Consider the following 19,888-nt stretch of genomic DNA (forward strand, 5'->3'; position numbering starts at 1 on the left):
GCTTCTTGTACTTCTTGTACTTCTTGTACTTCTTGTACTTCTTGTACTTCTTGTACTTCTTGTACTTCTTGTACTTCTTGTACTTCTTCATTAGTTTGGTGATTGGTACTTACAAATGCAAGTTCTTCACGTGACAAAACTTCAGGTTTATTTTTAAAAACGGCTAATTCATTTTGAGCCTCATTCTCAGAAACTGATATTTCAAATAATCCTCGAGCTAAAGCGTGCTTGTTATTAGCAACTACATTTATATTTGCTTTTTTTATCTGTTCATTTTTTTCATCAAACACATCAGGCTCTAAATTTGTATTTTGTAATAAAGTATCTTCTTGTTTATTATCTTCGATTACTGAATCTACTTCTGGTACTATTTTTTTAGCTACACTATCCACAGAATATAACGTATTTTCATCATTATTAGATACTTGATTTTCCTCTTCAGCAAAATCATCAAACAGTAAATAAGTATCCTTTGCTTTAGTTAATTGAACTAAAATTTTCCGATACCTTACGTTTTTATTTTGCTTTTTATTTGTAAAAAATGTGGGGATTTGTTTTGGTTTGAAACCTCGAGAATAGCGATTAATTTGTGCTTTTTCACTTTGACTATCTATCTTTGTCTCTTTGCGCGCAAATTTCTCATTGTGATGTGGTTTATTTACATCTTTTTTTAACGTTTTCTTATAAAATGCAGGTCCATCGTAACGCTCCATTAATTTCATCCTAACTATGTAAAAAACTAATTGCAATAACCGCAATTAGTTTTTATAAATCTATATTATGCAAATAATTTGGCTGCCTTCTCAAAATCGAATGCATCACCAACATGATTCATCTTTTCATCTAAAACTAAAATACCATGGACAGTTGGAGCATTAGGAATAGCCAACTCTTGAGCTGAACAAACCATGCCATAACTATCAATACCACGTAATTTACCCGGCCAAATAATAGCCCCAGTTGGCATCATTGCGCCAACTTTAGCAACAACAACAAGCTGACCTTGTTCAATATTAGGTGCACCACAAACGATATCTAGTGTCTCACCATTATTGACTTCAATTTTTGTGATATGCAAATGATCAGAATCAGGATGTTCATTACATTCAGCTACATATCCCACAACAAATTTAGGATCGTCATCGACAACAAGTACATCCTTAAATCCAGCAGCAACGATAAGTTGATTTAATTTTTCTACTTGTTTTTCATCTAAAAAGATTTGTCCGTTACCTACTAAATCAAGTGATTCTTTAGAGATTTCTAGAAAATTAAATCCCAACGTTTCATTCGATTTTTCATTGAAAATACGAACGACATTATTTTTTAATTCTGACTTTTGGTTTTCTACCTCTTCACGTAAAACAACCATTAATGTATCGCCAACGTTCTTTAAATTATAACTTGCTATTAACATATTTATTTATGAGTTCCCTTCTTATTATCACTAATGACTAAGACGTCACATGGCGCATTTCTTAGAATTGCATCTGTTGTTGATCCATTCACAAATCTTTCAACAACGTTAGCCCCTGTTTGCCCAACCATAATTAAATCAATATGTTTTTCTTCTGGTATTTCACGACTTAATAAAACTTTAGAAGATCCATATACTAAAATAGTTTCAACATCAATAACGCCCTTATCTATCGCAATTTGTTTGTAGTCGGCTAAGGTATCATTTAATCGCTTAACTTCAGTTGTAACGTCATCTTCATCTTCAGAAAATGTATTGTCAACACTTCGCTCAACAACATGTACAACTATTAAACTAGCCTCGTTTTTTAAAGTACTCTCAACTGCCTGATTAAATGCACGTTCAGATTGCACACTTCCATCTATCCCGACCATTACTCTTTTATAAACTTGTTCAAACATCACTATCACCCCAATGGTTTAGTCTAATTTGTTCATAAATGATTCGATTTGTTCTTTCGTTTTACGCTCTTTATTCACATAACGATCAAGCTCAACACCGTTATTGTATGCAACAAAACTCGGAATACCAAAAATACCCCAATCTTGGCAAAGTTCAATTTGTTCATCGCGATCTACTTTATAGAATTTAAAATCGGAATACTCTGCTTCAATTTCAGGCATTAATGGTTCAATAAAGTTACAGTCTGGACACCAACCTGCCGTAAAATAAAACAATGATTTACCATTCAATAATAATTCATTTAATTTATCTTTTTCTAAAACTTTTAATTTTTCCAATCTAACTACCCCTTAATGATTGTATCGACAGTTGAACGGTCCAATCCTAAAATTGTTTTTTCAAGTAATTCTTTTGCTGCTTCATAGTCTCTGATTGAGAACATTGTTTGATGCGTATGAATATAACGTGCACAAACGCCAATAACAGAACTTGGAATACCATTATTTGCTGTTTGAGCTGCGCCAGCATCAGTACCACCTTGAGAAACAAAGTACTGATAAGGAATATTGTTATCCGAAGCAGTATCCAATAAAAATTCTTTTAATCTAGGAAGCGTTACTAATCTTGGATCATAAATTCTGATCAACGTTCCTTCACCAAGATGTCCAAATGTTCCCTTTGTTGTTTCAATATCATTTGCTGCTGAACAGTCGACAGCAAAAAATAAATCAGGTTTCAGCATATTTACTGCACCTGGCGTGCCTCGTAGTCCAACTTCTTCTTGAACATTAGCACCAGCGAATAAAGTATTTGGTAATGTTACGTCTTTTAATTTTTCAAGTGTTTCCAGTACTGCAGTACAACCGTAACGGTTATCCCATGCCTTACTAATAATATTTTTACCATTAGCTGTTTTAATTGTTTCAACATCCGGAACAATATAATCTCCTGGTGCAATACCAAACTCTTTTGCTTCACTTGCAGATTCAAATCCACCATCAAATAAAATATCATTAATTTGTGGTGTTGCATTTTGATGATTATCACCACGCAATAAATGAGGTGATACTGAAGAAGAAATTATTGGGTACGTTTGACCTGATCGTGTTGTTAGTGTGAATCGTTGTGAAGAAACAACAAATGGATTCCATCCACCAAGTGGGCGAACTGAAAATAACCCATTGTCATTAATTGCGGCAAGCATGAATCCAACTTCGTCCATATGAGCAGCGGTCATAATTTTAGGTGCATTTATATCTGCATTTTTACGGATACCAAAAATCCCACCCAAACCATCCTGAACAACCTCATCAACATTTGGTGTCATTTTTTCGCGCATTACATCACGTACGTTATTTTCAAATCCACTTGTTGCCTGAAGTTCAGTCATTGTTTTAACTAAATTAAACGTTTTATCATTCATATTAGAGAGCCCCTTTTCATTTTATTGGACGAATTAGTCCCAATTTTGTCTACTCACTTAGCTTAATATTTCTTACTTTATATTATATAATAGTACCATAAAAGAATCCATGAATGTAGCTTAGTTACTATGTAACGGCGTTTTTACAAAAAAAATCTGGAATTTTTATTCCAGATTTTTAGACGTATTAAAATGTGCTTCTAACTTATAGATAGGCTGTCCCTTTTTACTAAATTTTTCTTCATATTCAGTCATGACATTATCTTCAGCTTCAACGCTTGCATGTAAATCAAGCCAAACTTGATCATAACCCATTCCATACTCATTTAAACTAACTAATGAGTATTCAAACAAGCCACGATTATCTGTCTTAAATTCAAGATGACCATCATTTTTCATAACTTTTTCATAGCCTTTTAAGAAACTGCCATGAGTAAGTCGACGTTTGGCTTGTCTTGTTTTAGGCCAAGGATCTGAAAAATTCAAATAAATGCCATCAACTTCATTATCATCAAAAAATTCAGTTACCGAATCACCGTTACCTAAAATTAATTGTAAATTTGGAATTTGTGCTTCAACTTGTTTCTTCAACGTAATTGCTGCAATTGTCGTTTGCAATTCAATTCCGATAAAATTATATTCCGGAAATTTTCTAGCCATTCCCATAATAAATCCACCCTTACCCATACCTATTTCAATAAAAAGTGGTTGTTTTTTCTCAAATCTTGATTGCCATTTACCCTTAAACTGATTAGGTGATGTTACAAGTAGTTCCGGATGTTCTGCAATTAACGGTTCAGCCCATGCTTTATTTCTTAATCTCAACTTATATATCCTCATTTCATTTGATAAAGTAAGTGGGGCTAGAACGTATTAATCGTTTTAGCCCCACTTACTTTTTAATCCATTTTTATATTATATTTTTGTAATTCTATTATTGCCTGATTCATTTCATGAAATCGACTTAATTGATGTGCTTTTTTTATTCGTTGTAATTTTGCTATTATAATGTACCAGTTTATTCTGTTTAATAAATCGTTATTCTCCAATGACTCATGATAACCACTCAGCCAACTACTCCATTGTGTATCTGGAATGTATTCAGACATAACTAAGCTCAAATCCATAGCAGGATCAGCAATTTTTGCTGACTCCCAATCAACTAAATATAATTGATTAGTATCAGACTGTAACCAATTTCGATGATTCAAATCACCATGACAAACTGTATACTTATCCGTTGATAGTTCAGGTTGATGTTCATTTAATTGCTGAAACATTTTTGATAGCAAGGGGTGCTGCTTTAAATCATCACTCAAATCGTCAAAATAATTAGCTAATAAGCCACTAGGTGTGATAACTTCTCCACCAACCTGTCTCAACATATTTTTTAATTGCTTTGAGCGATGAATTTTAGATAATAATTCAGGAACCATTTTTTGATCCATTTCATCAGAATGAAGGTTTCGTCCATTTAGCCACTCTTGTGCAGTTATTGTATCCCCACTTGAGATTCGCTTAGTCCAAATTAATTTTGGTGTAATACCAGCAACTGAGAGCGCAGCTAAAAAAGGTGACATATTTTGTTTCAAAAACACCTTTTCTTGTGCACGTGTACCCATGTATGCAGTGCCTGTATCTCCACCAATTGGTAACAATTGCCAACCGGGATCTAAATTAAAATCCATACTATTATTACCTCTTTTTCCCGACTAAGCTCTGATGCTATAGTTTCATCTTACAAACATCCCTATTATACGTCAAGGATTTTTTTAACTCTGGTAACTAAGTAAACATTAGTAAACAGCATTATTTCCACTAAACTCACCAAAACACCATAACCCATCATTAAAAATTGTCCTGTACCAATATAGATTGCGATATTAAAAAGTACTGCACTTACACTTATAATTGTTAATGTAAACTTTTTGAAATTCTTAATTTGATACTCTTTTCCTTTTGGATATAGTCTAGTAAAAATAATATTATCGTAATGTTTTGCAAAAGGTAACAATTGAAAACCAATCAGATAAATAAATAAGATTAAAAATGCGAGTGCTAGCCAACCATTTGAAATAAATGCAATAATTAGCGCTCCAATTAGAGTTAATCTAATAAATAAGCCACTAAATTCAGTTCCGCGAATAAATCCCCTTGCATATAAAAATGTATAAACATTTGCGTCATCTTTTTTAATATGATTTAAAATGAAATCAAGGTACACTCTTCTCTTAACATTCCCTCTAACCATTGGTACATCAGTAAATAAATTAAAGAAACGGTAAATCCCTAACATTCTATTTTCTTCAAAACTGATTGCTTTTTTCCAATCAAAGATTTCCTTAAATCCTTTTGCAGCTAGCTGATTTAAAACAAAGCTACTTAAAATAGCAACGATAAAACTCAGAATAAACGTACCATATAATCCAAGGATATAAATCAAAATAGGCAATAAAATATTAACTAATTTGATACTTCCCCAACTAAACCGGTTATTTTGATATTTTTCAAGTAATGAAATGACTAACCAATTATTTTTCAAGCATAGTTGCGTTAAAATCAAGAAAATAATATTGATTACTGAGATTTTCATTCCAATCATCATAACTGGGATAAGTAACACAATAAATCCAACTTGCATTAAGCTGGCCATAACTGTTGAATAGCGTTTTGCCTTTTTTAAATAACTAATTAATGCATGTTCCTGTGGTAAAAGAAAAACAATATCCGCTTCTTTTAATAACGTACTTAAACGGCCGATTTGTAAAATCACCAGTAATCCAATCACTAATGCAGGCCGATACCAAACTAAATTAACAGGCATCACCTTTAGCCCATTTGAATAAGCCAAACCAAGTCCACCAACAAAAAACATAATTGCAACAACAAAATGATCATTCAAAACATATCGTAAATATTTTAATAATAATAACTGATGACTTTTTAAACGTGTTGTCCATAAGTCTTTCATTTTGTTACCTCTTCCTTAGTTAAACCAAGATAAATTTCATCTAAGGAAGCATCTGGATTCTTATAGGCTTGTCTTAATTCAACCATTGTTCCTTGTGTTTTAATTTCACCTTTATTCAGTAAAATGAACCAATCGCAATACTTTTCAGCTGTGGCTAAAACGTGAGTTGACATTAAGACACTTGCGCCACGCTTCTTTTCAGCAACAATTAACTCTAATAAATCGTTAATTGCTAAGGGGTCTAGCCCGAGAAATGGCTCATCAATAACATAAAAATCAGATTCTGTTAAAAAAGCACAGACAATCATAACTTTTTGTTTCATCCCTTTTGAAAAGTTAGCGGGAAACCATTCTAACTTGTTATCAAGTCTAAATATTTTAAGTAATTCATTAGCTTTTTTCCATGCCTTAGTTTCATTCAATCCATAAGCCATCATTGAGAGTTCAATGTGTTCTTTTAATGTTAATTCTTCATAAAGAATAGGCGTTTCAGGAATATATGCTAAATGTGATTTATAAGCCTGGCTATCTTCCCTTAAGGTTACGCCATTTAATTTAATAGTTCCTTTTTGCGGGGTTAATAACCCAATTATATGATTGATTGTAGTCGATTTACCTGCACCATTTAAACCAATTAAGCCAACGACATTTCCAGGTTTAACTTCAAAAGAAATATCTTTTAAAACTGGTATTTGAGAGTAACCACCCACTAAATTTTTAACTTCTAATGTCATTTTCTAATTCCCCATTTACAATTTATTTATGCCTTTAATTATATCATATTATGGTGAATTATCATTCATGATGTATAATAAAAGTATTAACTAACTTTGAAAGAAGGCAAACATATGACTGACTGTATTTTTTGTAAAATAATTGCCAATGATATTCCTAGTTTCACCGTATACGAAGATGAAGACATTAAAGCATTTCTTGATATCTCACAAACAACCCCAGGCCATACACTTGTTATTCCAAAAAAACATGTTGCTAATATTTTTGAATATGACCAAGCACTCGCTAGTAAAGTTTTTTCTAAAATTCCAATGATTGCTTCCGCAATTAAAGTAAGCAATCCAGATATTCAAGGGATGAATATCGTCAATAATAACGGTGAACTAGCTTACCAATCTGTTTTTCACTCACATTTTCATTTAATTCCTAGATACTCAACAAAAGATACTTTTAAAATGTCATTCAAGGATAATTCCAAGAAGTACACATCCGAGCAACTTGAATCAATTATGATGTCAATCAAGAATAAGATTGGAGAAAAATAATGTCAAAAACACTTAAACGAATTAGTTTGTTATCAATTATTGGTGGGTCAGCATACTATGCCTATAACCATAGAGATGAACTTATTACTTTTGTTGCAGATAAAAAAGTTCAGTTAAAAGCAGATTTTTCTGACTATCAAAATGATATCAATCGCGTAACTAATTCATCAAAAAAATTGCAGTATGCTACAGATCATCTGAATACGATTATCGAAGAAACATTACCCATCGTCGATTCCATTAGCAATCGTATAGAAAAGTTTACTTATGAGATCGAGCCAAATATCAATAAAATTAATAAAAAATTAGAAAAGTATCAATGAATTAGGCTTTTAAAAGTTTGATTTTTTTGTGAATTTTCGGTCATTTACTTTCATTATATGATAATTATGTTATATTAAACGTATTAGTCTTTCATTGAGAAGACAAAAAATTTAAGAAATAGGATGTGTTAGGTTATGAAAAAATGGCTTGTTGCTTTAGCCGGCGTACTATTAACATTTACATTAGCGGGTTGTGGGAGCTCAACAGTTGCAACTACTTCAGGTGGTAAGGTTACAGAAAGTGCTTACTACGATAGTTTGAAGAAAACTTCAAGTGGTACATCAATTTTACAACAAATGATTTTGAACAAAGTATTGGAAAAACAATATGGTGATGATGTTTCTGATAAAGAAGTCACAAAACAATACGATACTTATAAAGCTAAATATGGTTCAAGTTTCTCATCTGTCTTATCACAAAACAGTATGACAAAGACTAGTTTTAAAGCAGAATTACGTTCTAACTTACTTTTAAAAGCTGCTGTTAAACATTACAGTGATTTAAGTTCTACAGCTGTAGATAAGCAATGGGAAGAATACCAACCAACTATTACAGTTCAACGTATTCAAGTTGCTTCAAAATCAGATGCAGAAAAAATCATCAAACAACTTGATGAACAAAAGACTGCTAAAAAGTTAACTGACAAATTTACTGCATTAGCTAAATCAAAATCAACAGATACAACTTCTGCAAGTACTGGTGGTACTTTAGCTGCATTTAACAATACAGATACAACACTAACAGCAGAATTTAAAAAAGCTGCATTTGATTTAAAACAAGGTAAATATACAACTACACCTGTTAAAACAACAGCAGGTTATGATGTAATCTTGAGTGTTAAAAATGCTGGTAAAGGTAAAAAAGCCGATCACATTTCTGACTTAAAAGAACAAATTGTTACTGAAACTATGGCTGACTCAACTAAATTACAAAAAATTGTTGGTAAAGTTCTTAAAAAAGGTAACGTATCAATCAAAGATGATGACTTGAAAGATGTTCTTTCAAGCTACTTATCATCATCTTCTTCATCTTCAAAATAAATACATCAAAACATCAGATTATATCTGGTGTTTTTTTTTCGAAAAAAATATCTCAATGGAATTTATCCATTGAGATATTTTTCAATTTAATTATTTGTTACATTACTGTCAGCATGTGGTTTATAGAAATTTCGACCATCCATACCAAATATACGTTCAGAAAATTCGCCCTCTTCTGTATGAGCCAATGACCCTTTCAACATTTGAATTGATGCATCAATATTATCAATTTGATGTAAAACATCTGCTTCAATTAAATGAGGTTGCACTGGTGAACCATACTCTAGTAACCCATGATGCGCAAGAACAACGTGACGTAATAAAATCATGTCTTCTGTCTGAAGATCAATTTTTAATTCACCTGCTGCTTTAACAATTTCTTCATCAATTAATACAATATGCCCAATTAAATTTCCAGCTAATGTATAAGTTGTTGCCACAGAACCTGATAATTCGATTGTTTTTCCTAAATCATGTAAAATCACACCTGCGTAAAGTAATGGTGCATTAATCACATCACCATATTCGGCAACAATTGATTTAGCTAATCGCAACATTGAAAGTGTATGGTAGGCTAACCCACCAGAAAATGCGTGATGATTTTTCTTTGCAGCGGGATAACTGAAAAAATCATCATGTTTTTCGGCAATGAGATATCTTACAATTCGATTCCAATTTGGGTTTGTAATTTCAAAAATAGCTTTATTAAATTCTTCTTCCATCTCATCTTTTTTCATTGGTGCACTAACGACAAATTGACTCGGATCATTAGGTTCACCCTCTTCAGTCAATCTAATATGATAGATTTTCATCTGTGGATTATTTTGGTAAACTTCACGTTTTCCTTTTATAAAGGCAACTTTACCCGTTTGAAATTGTTCAATTGCCTCTGGCGTTGCATCCCAAAGCTTAGCGCTAATTTGGCCTGAACTATCTTCAAAATTAAATGCAATAAATTGCTTATTATTCTTTGTATTTCTAACTTCTGCACTCTTAATTAAAACAAATAATGCTACGTTTTCGTCAACTTTATATTCAAATATTTTTTTCTCTTGTGCCATGTCCATCCTCCTATAACTTAATTATTTTATCGTTATCAAATCCAGTTAATCCTGAATCATCTGCCGTTAAATAAATAATTTGAACTTTTTTACTTATTTCTCGTATTAGTTTTAAAACGGCATTTTTTCTGTTTTTATCAAAATTAACAAACCCATCATCAATAATTAATGGTAATTCGATTGATTTATTAATTGTCATGATTAAAGCAAATCTAAGTGCGATATATAGCTGCTCTGCTGTTCCTTGTGACAATTCTCCCACTTCAAATGATACCATATCAGAAGAAACGACGGTTAATAATCCTGATATATTATTTATTTGTGTAAAATGGCCTAATGTTAATAGTTCAAAATAATGATTTGCTAATTGCAACATTTGTGGCATTCTAACCCCAGAAGAGTCTTTTAATGCCTCGTTAATCCAATTAATAGTTAACTTTTGAGTTAACCATTTATCAGCTAATTCACTTAAAATTGTAACTTTTTCAGCCAACTCTTGTCGAAGTTCTGTATAATTCCCTTCTGCCTTCAAAGTCCGTAATAACGTCTGTTGATCAATAATCTCCTGATTAATGTTCATTATACTATTTTGCAATTGTTTCAATTGTTCTGTAAGCTCATCTAATTGTTCATCTAAACTTTCTTTCGTTTCAAATCTAGCAAGATTTTTTCTAACCTCCACAGGAAGCTGCTCATTAATTGTATCCAATTTAGATTTGTCTTGAACAAATTGCTTTTGTAAATCGTAATTTTTTTCAAATTGCTCAATTGACGTTAAATGATATTGCGTTAATATTTCATTAATTTGATTAGAAATATCAGCAGTCACATTATCTTCATGCTTTTGTTGTTCATTTAAATAGCCCATTTTATTTTTTATTGATTGTGATTCAGCAATTAAAGGTTGTAATTTATCATTAAAGCCTCTAATTCTAGCTAAACTATCTGCCATATCACTTTTATTTAGTGCTAGAAAACTATCAGCAAAATCTGTCTGATTCAAATAATTTTTTATCTTGTCAGTTAACGTTTTAATTTCTGCTGATTTTTGACTAATTTGATCTGTTATAGACTGTATTCGACTTAAGTCATTTTGAATTGAGAACCACTGATTCTTTGGAAAATCATCTAAAACGTATTGAATTTGATAATCCGTTAATTCAGTATCAGTTTGTCTCAATTGTTCGTCCAGTTCACCTATCTTCAATTGATTTTCATCAATTTCTGCAGTAATCATTTGTCTTTTATTTTGTATTTGCATCAGAGCATCACTACTTGATTTATCCTTAGAATTAGACTGCTTAAATACAATTATGGTATATACAACTATCATAATATCTAGTATCAATCCCATTATTTTAAACGGCATTGGTAAGATCATACTTAGTACAAATAGTATAACACTTACCCCTACTAAGATACTTTGTTGTGTAGACCATTTACTTTTTTGTACTTGATTTTTTTGATCAATTGATTGATTTAAATCTAAAATATCTTGTTTTTTCGTCAATTGCTTTTGTTCAATTTCTTGAAGTATTCGTTTATTGCTCTCTTCAGATTTAATTAATGTGACAATATTTTTAAAATCATCAGGATCAAACGCTATTGGAACTTTTCCGTTGATATTTTGATATTGCATCATTAACCGTTCTTGTTCTGTTAATAGTTGGTTTAAACTCGTCTGTTCTAATACAACTTTATCTAAATATTGTTGATTATCAGCTAATTGTTCAAATAATATATCAAAATCAACTTTATTGTTTTCATAAAAATTTATTAAATTTAATGCTGCTAAATTTTCTTTTTCATCAACTACACTCTGATTAATCGATTTTAACCTTTCATTATTTATCTTTTGTTTCTCTAGTAAATTTTGTATTTTTTGATAATTATCAACAGAAATCATAGCATCTTCATCAGTTTGTTTTAGCTTATCCGTCAACTCATTAGATTGTTCATATATTGACCAATTTTGCTTTAATTGTTCGTAGCGTTGGTAATCTTTGGTTAGATTATATTGTGTTGTTTGTAGCCCTTTAATTTGTTCCCTATTTTGATCTAACTTTTTTTGTGTCTCAACATATTCCGGAAATTTCTGTTTGGCAATATTTATTTTATTAACTAAATCATTGTATAACGCAATTTCCTTATTTAACTCAGTTACACGACCTGCTGGCTTATAGACGTGATCGGCATCTTTTTGAATTTTTTTAGTTAATTCTAACCATTCTTGACTACCAACTGCTCCCATCGTCGTTAGATACTCATTTAAATCTTCATTCGTTAAATTAAATACTTGGTTTAACGCCTGCTGATTAAATGAAAATACTTGATTGTATAAATTTTCATCGACTGGATTTAGCCATTCATGCAGCTTACTACTAGCTACTTTCATCCCATCATCACTTTTAACAATAGATACCTTGCCACCAGATTTACCTTGTGTACGAGTTAGTCGATAAGCATCGTTACCAATTAATAATTCCAACTCTCCACCATATGTGGATGAGTCTTTAGGCAGATATTGTTGGTACTTCTTTTTCGCATTTGCAAATCCAAATAACATACTCAATACGAATGCTGTTAACGTCGATTTACCTGCTTCATTCAGACCAAAAATAACCTGATTCGTTTGATTAAAATCAAACGTTTTATCATGCCACTTCCCAAATCCGTAAATTTTAACTTTAGTTATTTTCATCTATATGACCCTCTATCGCTTGATTTTCATGAAGCAATGTTTTTGAATTTTCTTGTAATTCTACTAAATGTCCCGTTTCTAATAAGTACGTATTAAGTTCCGGAATTTGTAATAATTTATCAGCGAGTTCAGTCATTCCATCATCAGTAAAAACACGTTTTGCGCTTTCTTCCCAGTATTGTTGATCAATTGATTCAAAAGCTACCTTTTTATTAATCACCGTTTTAATTTTAACAATCCAATAGTAATTATCTGGCATATGTTTTTGAATCCAAGCAGTTAATAAATCACCATTTTGAATGCGATTTACTAGGCTATCACTAAAATTATCTAAATCTGTGATTTGTATCACTATTAAATATGATTTATCTTTAGAAAAAAGTTGGCATTCAGCGTCAATCTTATCAATAGCATCTGATAGTGAATCAATTTTTGCCATTGAAATATTAACTGTTTCCCAATCAATTGTAGATGACGTTATAAATTTGGGAACCAACTTATTTCCATCACTATTCACTAGATAAAACCCTTTATCGCCTGATTCTTTACGGTGCCGACCTTGTGTATTTCCAGGATAGATAACTGGGGGTTGTTCATTCAAAATCTGTCTTACATGAATATGACCCAATCCCCAATAATCATAATTTTTCTGTAATAATTCTTTAACAGTAAATGGTGCATAACTTTCATCTGATATTGAATTTATACCCTCATTTGCCCCATGGATAAGCCCAATATGCCATTTCTCATCACCACGAACAGGATAATCAACGATTTTTGATGGTTCCCATCTATGTGCATAACTAAACCCAGTTAATCGAACTTCATCGCCATTTTTTAAAATGTGCGTCACTGTTTCAACTTCACTTGTAAATAAAGTTACATTTGATGGAAAAGTTAAATGATCTTGAGCATTATCAGAAAAATCATGGTTACCAAAACTCAAATAAACATTTATTCCGGCCTTTTGCAGTCGTTCACACTGACTAATTAACGTTGTTTGTGCCATAATACTCATCTCAGATGAATCATATAAATCCCCAACTAAACAAACAAAGTCTACTGATTCTTCAATAGCCGTATCTACGAGATTACTCAAAGCTTTAAATGTTGACTGATAAATCGAATCCATTAACTGACTTGGTACATTTTTTAATCCTCCAAAAGGACTATCTAAATGTAAATCAGCTGCATGAATAAATTTCATCTTCCCACTCCTTTATAAAAAAAAACCTGGTACAAAACATAATTGCTTTGCTTCCAGGATTTTTATTCGAATTAATTATGATATAAATCTTGTATTGGTTTTGTGATAATTGAATTAACTTCATTCATAATTTCACTTAAAACTTGTTCTTTAACCATTAAATCTTTGATTGTATCAAAATCACCGATTTTTTCTGAAAGATTATGAGCATTTTCAAGTTCTTCGTCTGTCATTTCTTCACCATTCATTTGTTTTTGTTGCAAAGACATTTGAATTGTTTGAAATTCTTTAAATAATTTATATGCAATTTCATCTTCTTGCATTTTTGTATAAGCTGATTTCAAAGCCTTATATTCTTCCGTTTGACTAAGATCTTGACTCATTTGGTTCGCTGTATCATAAATATTAACAACCATTTCTGATTCCTCCAATAATAATTTATATTAACTTAATTAGTGTATCATTTTTATCCATAATTTGCATTGATTTGTTCTAATTTCCAAACATCCCATTAATACTATCACTGAGCCATTTTTGGGCTTTTTTAGCAGAATCAGATAATTTATTTTTTATTTCATCTGTTTGCTTTTCTACTGATTCTAAAATACCATCTCCACTATCATTTGAACCGGTATTATTTGCTAAAGTAGTAGCAGATTTCGTTGAGAAGCTTGTCTGAGCAGTATTAGGTAATATACCTGACATTTCGCTTTTAAATAAGGAATCAACGATATCCCCACTTGAATTTCTTAGGTAATGAGTATCATCAGTTTGATCAAAACCAACCCATGTTGCGACAGTAATGTCTGGTGTATATCCAATAACCCACTGATCTTTCGTCCCATCTGTAGAACCTTTTTTAGCCTCTGTACTTCCCGTTTTACCAGCAACTGTATATCCAGCTGGGACAGCAAGTTCGCCAGTTCCTCCAGTTTCAAAGACACCCATCATCATACTTGTCATCGATTTAGCTACCTTACTACTCATAACTTTAGTTTCACTATTGTCTGAATTATTAACAATCGTTTTACCAGAAGCATCAACAATTTTAGTAATAAAATGAGCCTTTTTTTGAATACCACCATTAGCAAACGCAGTATATGCACTAGCCATTTCGTAGGGTGAGACACCAGTAGTTAAACCACCCAAAGCTAAATCTAAGTTTTTGTCCGAACTTTTAACCGGTATACCAAATTTTTTAACAGCATCGTATCCTTTATCAACACCAATTTTATTTAACAACCACACAGCTGGCGCATTTTTACTAAGTGCCAATGCCTTATACATTGGTATTTTACCTGCATATTGATTGTCGTAATTATTTGGTGAATAATTATTTGATCCATATGATTGTTTTTTATCTTTTAATTCAGAATCATAAAAATAGCCATCTTCTAAAGCAGGCATATATACGGCAATTGGTTTTAGTGTTGACCCCGGTTGGCGGTTAATCTGAGTCGCTCGATTATATCCCCTAAAAACGTGTTTACCTCGTCCACCAACAACTGCTGTCACACCACCATTCGTTGAATTAATAGCAATTGATCCACCCTGAGCTTTTGTCCCATCATCAGCATCCAAAGGGAACAAGGTAGAGTTATCAAATGATGTTTGCATAGCTTCTTGATGGGTCTGATCCATCGCCGTATAAATTTTATAACCACGATTCATAATATCTGATTCAGTTAACCCATAATTTTTAATTGCTTCACTAATAACGGCATCAAAATAATAAGGATATTTATAACCTGATTGATAATCGTACGTATCATTTAATGTAATACCCGTCTGCTTAGCACTTGATAATTCTGCACTAGAGATTTTTTTATTTTCATACATAACATTCAGAACAACATTACGCCTTTGTTTAGCTGCAACAGGATGATCTATCGGATTATATGCCCCTGGCGATGTTAACATACCCGCAATAACTGCAGCCTCACTAACAGTTAAATCTGAAGCACTTTTTCCAAAATATTTTTTAGAGGCATCTTGAACACCCCAAACGCCATTACCAAAATATGCATTATTTAAGTACATCGTTAGAATGTCTTTTTTTGAATATACTTTTTCCGTTTCAATTGAAATAAATATTTCTTTAGCCTTACGACTATAAGTTTGCTCCTGTGACAAGAATGCATTTTTAACAAGTTGTTGCGTTATAGTACTTCCGCCACCACTAATTGCACTACTTCCAGTTAATCGATTTTTAACCAATGAAACCACAGAACGTGCCATCCCTTTGATTGAAAATCCATATTCATGATAAAAATTACGATCTTCTGATGACAGTACAGCATTTTGAATATTGGGTGAAATCTTATTTAATGAAACGTAAGTACCCTTTTGAGAGTATAACGATCCTGCTTTATCGCCATCTTTATCAAAAACCTCAGTTGATTGTTGTAAAGCAGCTTTTAACCCACTAACATTTGTTGTTTTGGCTACATAAGTTAAATACGCACTCGAACCTAAAATAATTGCTAAAATAAAAATAGTCAACCATTTCCAACCATGCACAAATTTCCATCCCTGTCGAAACCAATTTTTAAATTGAATTAGATGTATTACAAACCAATTTTCATTTTTAGTTCTTTTATTTTCATTTTTCATTAGTTGTCCCCATATTTAATCTTAATATCATTTATTATTTTACCATAGCAATATTATAAAAAGTAAATTAGCCTTTTTATTATGATATTTTTAAATATTTAAAAAAAGACTAAGAAATGTAGATGTTATCTACTCCTTAGTCTCACAGTATTTTAAATTAAATTATCTGGATTTGCGTGTTCAGTAAAAATATCATAGACACGTTGTGCGGCCTGCTCATCTGAACTAATAATCATAATTGTATCATGTCCCGCAACAGTTCCAACAATATCCGGGAAGCCAAAATCATCGATAATTGCTGCCAGTAAATTACCGTTACTTGGAATCGTTTTAACAACATTCATAAATTGGATTTTAGTAATATTAGTAACGACTTCAAAAATAATTTCAAATAAATGAACTTCTTCACTTAAATTACCTGACTTAAAAATTGCGTATCTCAAATCACCTTGTTCATCTTGAGCTTTAACAATTTTCATTTCACGAATATCTCTAGAAATAGTCGCTTGAGTCGCCTTAATATTCACATGTTCCAATTCTGAAATCAAATCATCCTGCGTTGCAATTACTTTTTTATTAATTAACTGTTCAATTTTAGCTTGACGTATCTCTTTCTTCATAAGAATCCCTCTTTGAATGAGTATTTATTCTTAGTATAGCAAAAGAAATATGAATACTGAAATAATACGCTTAATTTAGGACGATTTTATTCATTTTATTGAATTTTGATTCAAATATAAGCATACCTGAATCTCTAATAATATAACCATCTAACACTAATTTCTGAATAACTCGTCCAACGGTTTCACGCCGCGTTCCACTAATCGTCGCAATATCTTCATGTGTAATCACATATGGGATTCGCAGACTATTCTCACCATGTTTATCGGCTAGATTCTCACTTAAATACTGTAACACTTGTGTTATCCGGGTTGTTGTATTACTACATACGGTTCTTAACCTTAACACTTCTGAACAATTTAAAATATTATCAATTTGCCCAAATAAGTACGCAGAAACTTCATAATGTGTTTTGATTAAATTCTCAATAAGTTCAACAGGAATCTTAGCGACCGTCGCTAGTGTAGCAGCACGACTTGAAACAGTATAATATTCACTCTGTAACATTCCACCAATTGGAAATATTTGTTTCGATGTAACATACATATAATTTTGAAAAATACCAGCTCGATCACCACGTTCAATTTTAACTAATCCATCCAAGACAACATAAATAAAATCACGTTTATCATTCATATCAAAAATAGTATTTCCTTTTAGAAATCTTTTAAATGTAATTTGTTCAAAACAAGCTCCTTGTTCATCCTCACTTAAACAACCAAACAACTCATGGTCAGAAAATTCTGATCGATACCTTTGTCTTTCTTTTTCTGTAATCATCCCTTTACTCCCTTAATACCTATATTTATGATATATAACTATCAACACTATCAGATTAAATATAGAATGTCGATTTATTTTTTCGGATTTTGGAGACCCTGGTTTATTTTTTTGATTCACTGATAGCTCTAAATCATTAATCTAACAGTACCAAAATGATAAAAATAAACTGGTCGTATTCGCACATCCATTTTGTGTTCAAACGCACAATCATCGTTAAAAAGTACATCTAACAATATTTAGATAAAATAAAAAAGTTAACAATTAAGTCAACTTTTTTATTAATTACATTTCTTTTGGTGCATTTACGCCTAATAATCTTAATGATTCTGTTAAAACGACGCTCACACTTTGAACGAGTGCTAAACGAGCTAATTTTTGATCATCTTCAACTAATATCTTTGAATTTGCATAGTATTTATTAAATGCTCTTGATAAATGAATAGCGTATTTAGCAATTACTGATGGTTCATATTCTTTAGCTGCACGTTTAATTATTTTAGGGAAGTCACCAAGTAACTTAATTGTATCCCATGCAGCAGGATCAGAAAGTTCATTGTTACTTTCACTAATTGAAACATCACCCGCTTTACGAATAATACTTTGTGCTCTAGCATTTGAATATTGGACATAGGGACCTGTTTCACCTTCAAAACGAACAACTTCTTCTAAAACAAAATCAAAATTATTCATACGTTCATTCTTTAAATCATGGAAAATAACAGCCCCAACACCAACATCTTTAGCAACTTGTTCAGCATTTGGTAGGTCAGGATTTTTATCTTGAATTTGTTTTTTAGCAAGGCTTGTAGCATCATCTAAAACTTCTTCAAGTAAAATAACACGTCCTGAACGAGTCGATAATTTCTTACCACCTTGTGTGATTAAGCCAAATGGAATGTGGTGCATATCATCTGACCAATCATTACCCATTTCCTTTAACACAGCCTTTAATTGTCTAAAATGGTTAGCTTGTTCATTTCCGACAACATACAATGACTGTACAAAATTATACGTCCGTTTACGGTAAATAGCAGCAGCTAAATCACGAGTAATATATAAAGTTGCCCCATCTGTTTTTTGAATCAAGGCAGGGTTTAAATCGTATTTTTCAAGATCAACAATTTCTGCGCCTTGGCTTTCTTTTAACAAATTTTTATCTTTTAACATTGTCACAACTTCGCCCATTTTATCATTATAAAAGGCTTCCCCTTTAAATGAATCAAATTGGACACCCAGCATATCATAAATTTTATTGAAAGCTGATAATGATTCTGCACGGAACCAAGTCCAAAGTTCGATTGCTTCTTCATCGCCATCCTCGAGCTTTTTAAACCATGCACGAGCTGCAACATCTAACTCTGGATTTTCTTCTGCTTCTTTATGGAAACGAACGTAGTATTCAAGTAATTTATTGATAGGATCAGCTTTAACTTCTGCTTCACTACCCCATAATTTATAAGCAGTAATTAACTTACCAAATTGAGTTCCCCAATCGCCTAAATGATTAATTTTAATTGGATTATAATTAATTTTAGCCAAGATGTTTGCAATTGAATTACCAATCACAGTTGAACGTAAATGTCCCATTGAAATAGGTTTAGCAATATTGGGTGATGACATATCAATTGGTACGTTACCATCATGACCAATATCAGATGCGCCATACTCACTGCCATTTGAAAGCACTTGTTCAATAATATCTTGACTAAATGCAGCCTTATTCAAGAAAAAGTTAACATATGGCCCAACTGCAGCAACTGACTCAAATTGACTTTGATCAATTTTCTCTACTAAGTCTTTAGCAATCATCTGAGGTGCTTTTCTAAATGCTTTAGCTAATGCAAAAGCTGGAAATGCATAATCCCCCATATCAGAACTTTTTGGTATTTCAATTTTGGCAATAATTTCTTCTTCAGTAAGGTTTCCATCAACGATAGCAACCAATGCTTGTGCAACTTGTTGTTTATAATTCATTATCCATTCCT

The 19,888-nt window shown here is 31.8% G+C and carries 20 protein-coding genes; 3 read left to right on the plus strand and 17 right to left on the minus strand.

Going from position 1 to position 19,888, the window contains the following annotated elements:
• The 9 genes from AC1RPN_RS03335 to AC1RPN_RS03375 form a co-directional block, all read right to left on the minus strand.
• Positions 1 to 713: hypothetical protein (locus AC1RPN_RS03335; RefSeq protein ID WP_481762407.1), on the minus strand; the 713-nt coding region annotated here is incomplete at its 3' end.
• Between the two features lie 65 nt (positions 714 to 778).
• Complete coding sequence (gene ytpR / locus AC1RPN_RS03340; RefSeq protein WP_481761194.1) at positions 779 to 1,417, minus strand: YtpR family tRNA-binding protein; 639 nt, start codon at positions 1,415 to 1,417, stop codon at positions 779 to 781.
• Positions 1,418 to 1,419: 2 nt separating this feature from the next.
• The gene (locus AC1RPN_RS03345) at positions 1,420 to 1,878 is read right to left on the minus strand and encodes a universal stress protein (RefSeq protein WP_481761193.1); all 459 of its coding nucleotides are present in this window, start codon (positions 1,876 to 1,878) and stop codon (positions 1,420 to 1,422) included.
• A gap of 18 nt (positions 1,879 to 1,896) precedes the next feature.
• Positions 1,897 to 2,217: a thioredoxin family protein gene (locus AC1RPN_RS03350; protein WP_409022701.1), complete on the minus strand. Its 321-nt coding sequence runs from the start codon at positions 2,215 to 2,217 to the stop codon at positions 1,897 to 1,899.
• 5 nt (positions 2,218 to 2,222) lie between these two features.
• Positions 2,223 to 3,302 carry a glutamyl aminopeptidase gene (gene pepA, locus AC1RPN_RS03355; RefSeq protein WP_409022702.1) on the minus strand — a complete coding sequence of 360 codons (1,080 nt, stop codon included), beginning with the start codon at positions 3,300 to 3,302 and terminating at the stop codon, positions 2,223 to 2,225.
• A gap of 165 nt (positions 3,303 to 3,467) precedes the next feature.
• Positions 3,468 to 4,127: a tRNA (guanosine(46)-N7)-methyltransferase TrmB gene (trmB, locus tag AC1RPN_RS03360; protein ID WP_409022703.1), complete on the minus strand. Its 660-nt coding sequence runs from the start codon at positions 4,125 to 4,127 to the stop codon at positions 3,468 to 3,470.
• A gap of 74 nt (positions 4,128 to 4,201) precedes the next feature.
• On the minus strand, positions 4,202 to 4,990 hold the full coding sequence (locus AC1RPN_RS03365) for a phosphotransferase (RefSeq protein WP_481761192.1): 789 nt from the start codon (positions 4,988 to 4,990) through the stop codon (positions 4,202 to 4,204).
• Positions 4,991 to 5,055: 65 nt separating this feature from the next.
• Positions 5,056 to 6,273, minus strand: a complete 1,218-nt coding sequence (locus AC1RPN_RS03370) for an ABC transporter permease (protein ID WP_481761191.1) — start codon at positions 6,271 to 6,273, stop codon at positions 5,056 to 5,058.
• On the minus strand, positions 6,270 to 7,007 hold the full coding sequence (locus tag AC1RPN_RS03375; protein ID WP_481761190.1) for an ABC transporter ATP-binding protein: 738 nt from the start codon (positions 7,005 to 7,007) through the stop codon (positions 6,270 to 6,272). The genes AC1RPN_RS03370 and AC1RPN_RS03375 overlap by 4 nt, the downstream gene beginning before the upstream one ends.
• Positions 7,008 to 7,121: 114 nt before the next feature.
• On the opposite strand from AC1RPN_RS03375, the gene AC1RPN_RS03380 reads away from it, so the two are divergent.
• The 3 genes from AC1RPN_RS03380 to AC1RPN_RS03390 all read left to right on the plus strand — a co-directional run bounded on the left by AC1RPN_RS03380 (position 7,122) and on the right by AC1RPN_RS03390 (position 8,917).
• Complete coding sequence (locus AC1RPN_RS03380; protein WP_481761189.1) at positions 7,122 to 7,553, plus strand: HIT family protein; 432 nt, start codon at positions 7,122 to 7,124, stop codon at positions 7,551 to 7,553.
• Entirely contained in the window at positions 7,553 to 7,876 is a 324-nt protein-coding gene (locus AC1RPN_RS03385) for a hypothetical protein (protein WP_481761188.1), read from the plus strand. The genes AC1RPN_RS03380 and AC1RPN_RS03385 overlap by 1 nt, the downstream gene beginning before the upstream one ends.
• Positions 7,877 to 8,011: 135 nt before the next feature.
• Entirely contained in the window at positions 8,012 to 8,917 is a 906-nt protein-coding gene (locus AC1RPN_RS03390; RefSeq protein WP_481761187.1) for a peptidylprolyl isomerase, read from the plus strand.
• Between the two features lie 86 nt (positions 8,918 to 9,003).
• Here AC1RPN_RS03390 and AC1RPN_RS03395 read toward each other — a convergent pair whose 3' ends face one another.
• The 8 genes from AC1RPN_RS03395 to argS all read right to left on the minus strand — a co-directional run bounded on the left by AC1RPN_RS03395 (position 9,004) and on the right by argS (position 19,877).
• The gene (locus tag AC1RPN_RS03395) at positions 9,004 to 9,978 is read right to left on the minus strand and encodes a 3'-5' exoribonuclease YhaM family protein (RefSeq protein ID WP_481761186.1); all 975 of its coding nucleotides are present in this window, start codon (positions 9,976 to 9,978) and stop codon (positions 9,004 to 9,006) included.
• Positions 9,979 to 9,988: 10 nt separating this feature from the next.
• Positions 9,989 to 12,679, minus strand: coding sequence for an ATP-binding protein (locus AC1RPN_RS03400; RefSeq protein WP_481761185.1), 2,691 nt, complete (start codon positions 12,677 to 12,679; stop codon positions 9,989 to 9,991).
• Positions 12,666 to 13,886, minus strand: a complete 1,221-nt coding sequence (locus AC1RPN_RS03405) for a metallophosphoesterase family protein (protein WP_481761184.1) — start codon at positions 13,884 to 13,886, stop codon at positions 12,666 to 12,668. Before AC1RPN_RS03405 ends, AC1RPN_RS03400 begins: the two co-directional genes overlap by 14 nt.
• Positions 13,887 to 13,957: 71 nt before the next feature.
• Positions 13,958 to 14,302, minus strand: a complete 345-nt coding sequence (locus tag AC1RPN_RS03410; RefSeq protein WP_481761183.1) for a YlbF/YmcA family competence regulator — start codon at positions 14,300 to 14,302, stop codon at positions 13,958 to 13,960.
• A 76-nt stretch (positions 14,303 to 14,378) separates the two neighbouring features.
• Positions 14,379 to 16,499 carry a PBP1A family penicillin-binding protein gene (locus AC1RPN_RS03415; protein WP_481761182.1) on the minus strand — a complete coding sequence of 707 codons (2,121 nt, stop codon included), beginning with the start codon at positions 16,497 to 16,499 and terminating at the stop codon, positions 14,379 to 14,381.
• Positions 16,500 to 16,651: 152 nt separating this feature from the next.
• Entirely contained in the window at positions 16,652 to 17,119 is a 468-nt protein-coding gene (locus tag AC1RPN_RS03420) for an arginine repressor (RefSeq protein ID WP_409022715.1), read from the minus strand.
• A 70-nt stretch (positions 17,120 to 17,189) separates the two neighbouring features.
• Positions 17,190 to 17,900 (minus strand): Crp/Fnr family transcriptional regulator, encoded by a 711-nt coding sequence (locus AC1RPN_RS03425; RefSeq protein WP_481761181.1) that lies wholly within the window; start codon positions 17,898 to 17,900, stop codon positions 17,190 to 17,192.
• A gap of 285 nt (positions 17,901 to 18,185) precedes the next feature.
• Positions 18,186 to 19,877 carry an arginine--tRNA ligase gene (gene argS / locus AC1RPN_RS03430; RefSeq protein ID WP_481761180.1) on the minus strand — a complete coding sequence of 564 codons (1,692 nt, stop codon included), beginning with the start codon at positions 19,875 to 19,877 and terminating at the stop codon, positions 18,186 to 18,188.
• Between the last annotated feature and the right edge of the window lie 11 nt (positions 19,878 to 19,888).

This window comes from Dellaglioa sp. CoH-57-MRSF-20, assembly GCF_056781955.1.

Excerpts from the sequence above, each read along its gene's own strand:
- ytpR (WP_481761194.1), bottom strand. The coding sequence starts at position 1,417 with ATGTTAATAGCAAGTTATAATTTAAAGAACGTTGGCGATACATTAATG.
- AC1RPN_RS03345 (WP_481761193.1), bottom strand. The coding sequence starts at position 1,878 with ATGTTTGAACAAGTTTATAAAAGAGTAATGGTCGGGATAGATGGAAGT.
- pepA (WP_409022702.1), bottom strand. The coding sequence starts at position 3,302 with ATGAATGATAAAACGTTTAATTTAGTTAAAACAATGACTGAACTTCAG.
- AC1RPN_RS03365 (WP_481761192.1), bottom strand. The coding sequence starts at position 4,990 with ATGGATTTTAATTTAGATCCCGGTTGGCAATTGTTACCAATTGGTGGA.
- AC1RPN_RS03370 (WP_481761191.1), bottom strand. The coding sequence starts at position 6,273 with ATGAAAGACTTATGGACAACACGTTTAAAAAGTCATCAGTTATTATTA.
- AC1RPN_RS03375 (WP_481761190.1), bottom strand. The coding sequence starts at position 7,007 with ATGACATTAGAAGTTAAAAATTTAGTGGGTGGTTACTCTCAAATACCA.
- AC1RPN_RS03380 (WP_481761189.1), top strand. The coding sequence starts at position 7,122 with ATGACTGACTGTATTTTTTGTAAAATAATTGCCAATGATATTCCTAGT.
- AC1RPN_RS03385 (WP_481761188.1), top strand. The coding sequence starts at position 7,553 with ATGTCAAAAACACTTAAACGAATTAGTTTGTTATCAATTATTGGTGGG.
- AC1RPN_RS03390 (WP_481761187.1), top strand. The coding sequence starts at position 8,012 with ATGAAAAAATGGCTTGTTGCTTTAGCCGGCGTACTATTAACATTTACA.
- AC1RPN_RS03395 (WP_481761186.1), bottom strand. The coding sequence starts at position 9,978 with ATGGCACAAGAGAAAAAAATATTTGAATATAAAGTTGACGAAAACGTA.
- AC1RPN_RS03400 (WP_481761185.1), bottom strand. The coding sequence starts at position 12,679 with ATGAAAATAACTAAAGTTAAAATTTACGGATTTGGGAAGTGGCATGAT.
- AC1RPN_RS03405 (WP_481761184.1), bottom strand. The coding sequence starts at position 13,886 with ATGAAATTTATTCATGCAGCTGATTTACATTTAGATAGTCCTTTTGGA.
- AC1RPN_RS03410 (WP_481761183.1), bottom strand. The coding sequence starts at position 14,302 with ATGGTTGTTAATATTTATGATACAGCGAACCAAATGAGTCAAGATCTT.
- AC1RPN_RS03415 (WP_481761182.1), bottom strand. The coding sequence starts at position 16,499 with ATGAAAAATGAAAATAAAAGAACTAAAAATGAAAATTGGTTTGTAATA.
- AC1RPN_RS03420 (WP_409022715.1), bottom strand. The coding sequence starts at position 17,119 with ATGAAGAAAGAGATACGTCAAGCTAAAATTGAACAGTTAATTAATAAA.
- AC1RPN_RS03425 (WP_481761181.1), bottom strand. The coding sequence starts at position 17,900 with ATGATTACAGAAAAAGAAAGACAAAGGTATCGATCAGAATTTTCTGAC.
- argS (WP_481761180.1), bottom strand. The coding sequence starts at position 19,877 with ATGAATTATAAACAACAAGTTGCACAAGCATTGGTTGCTATCGTTGAT.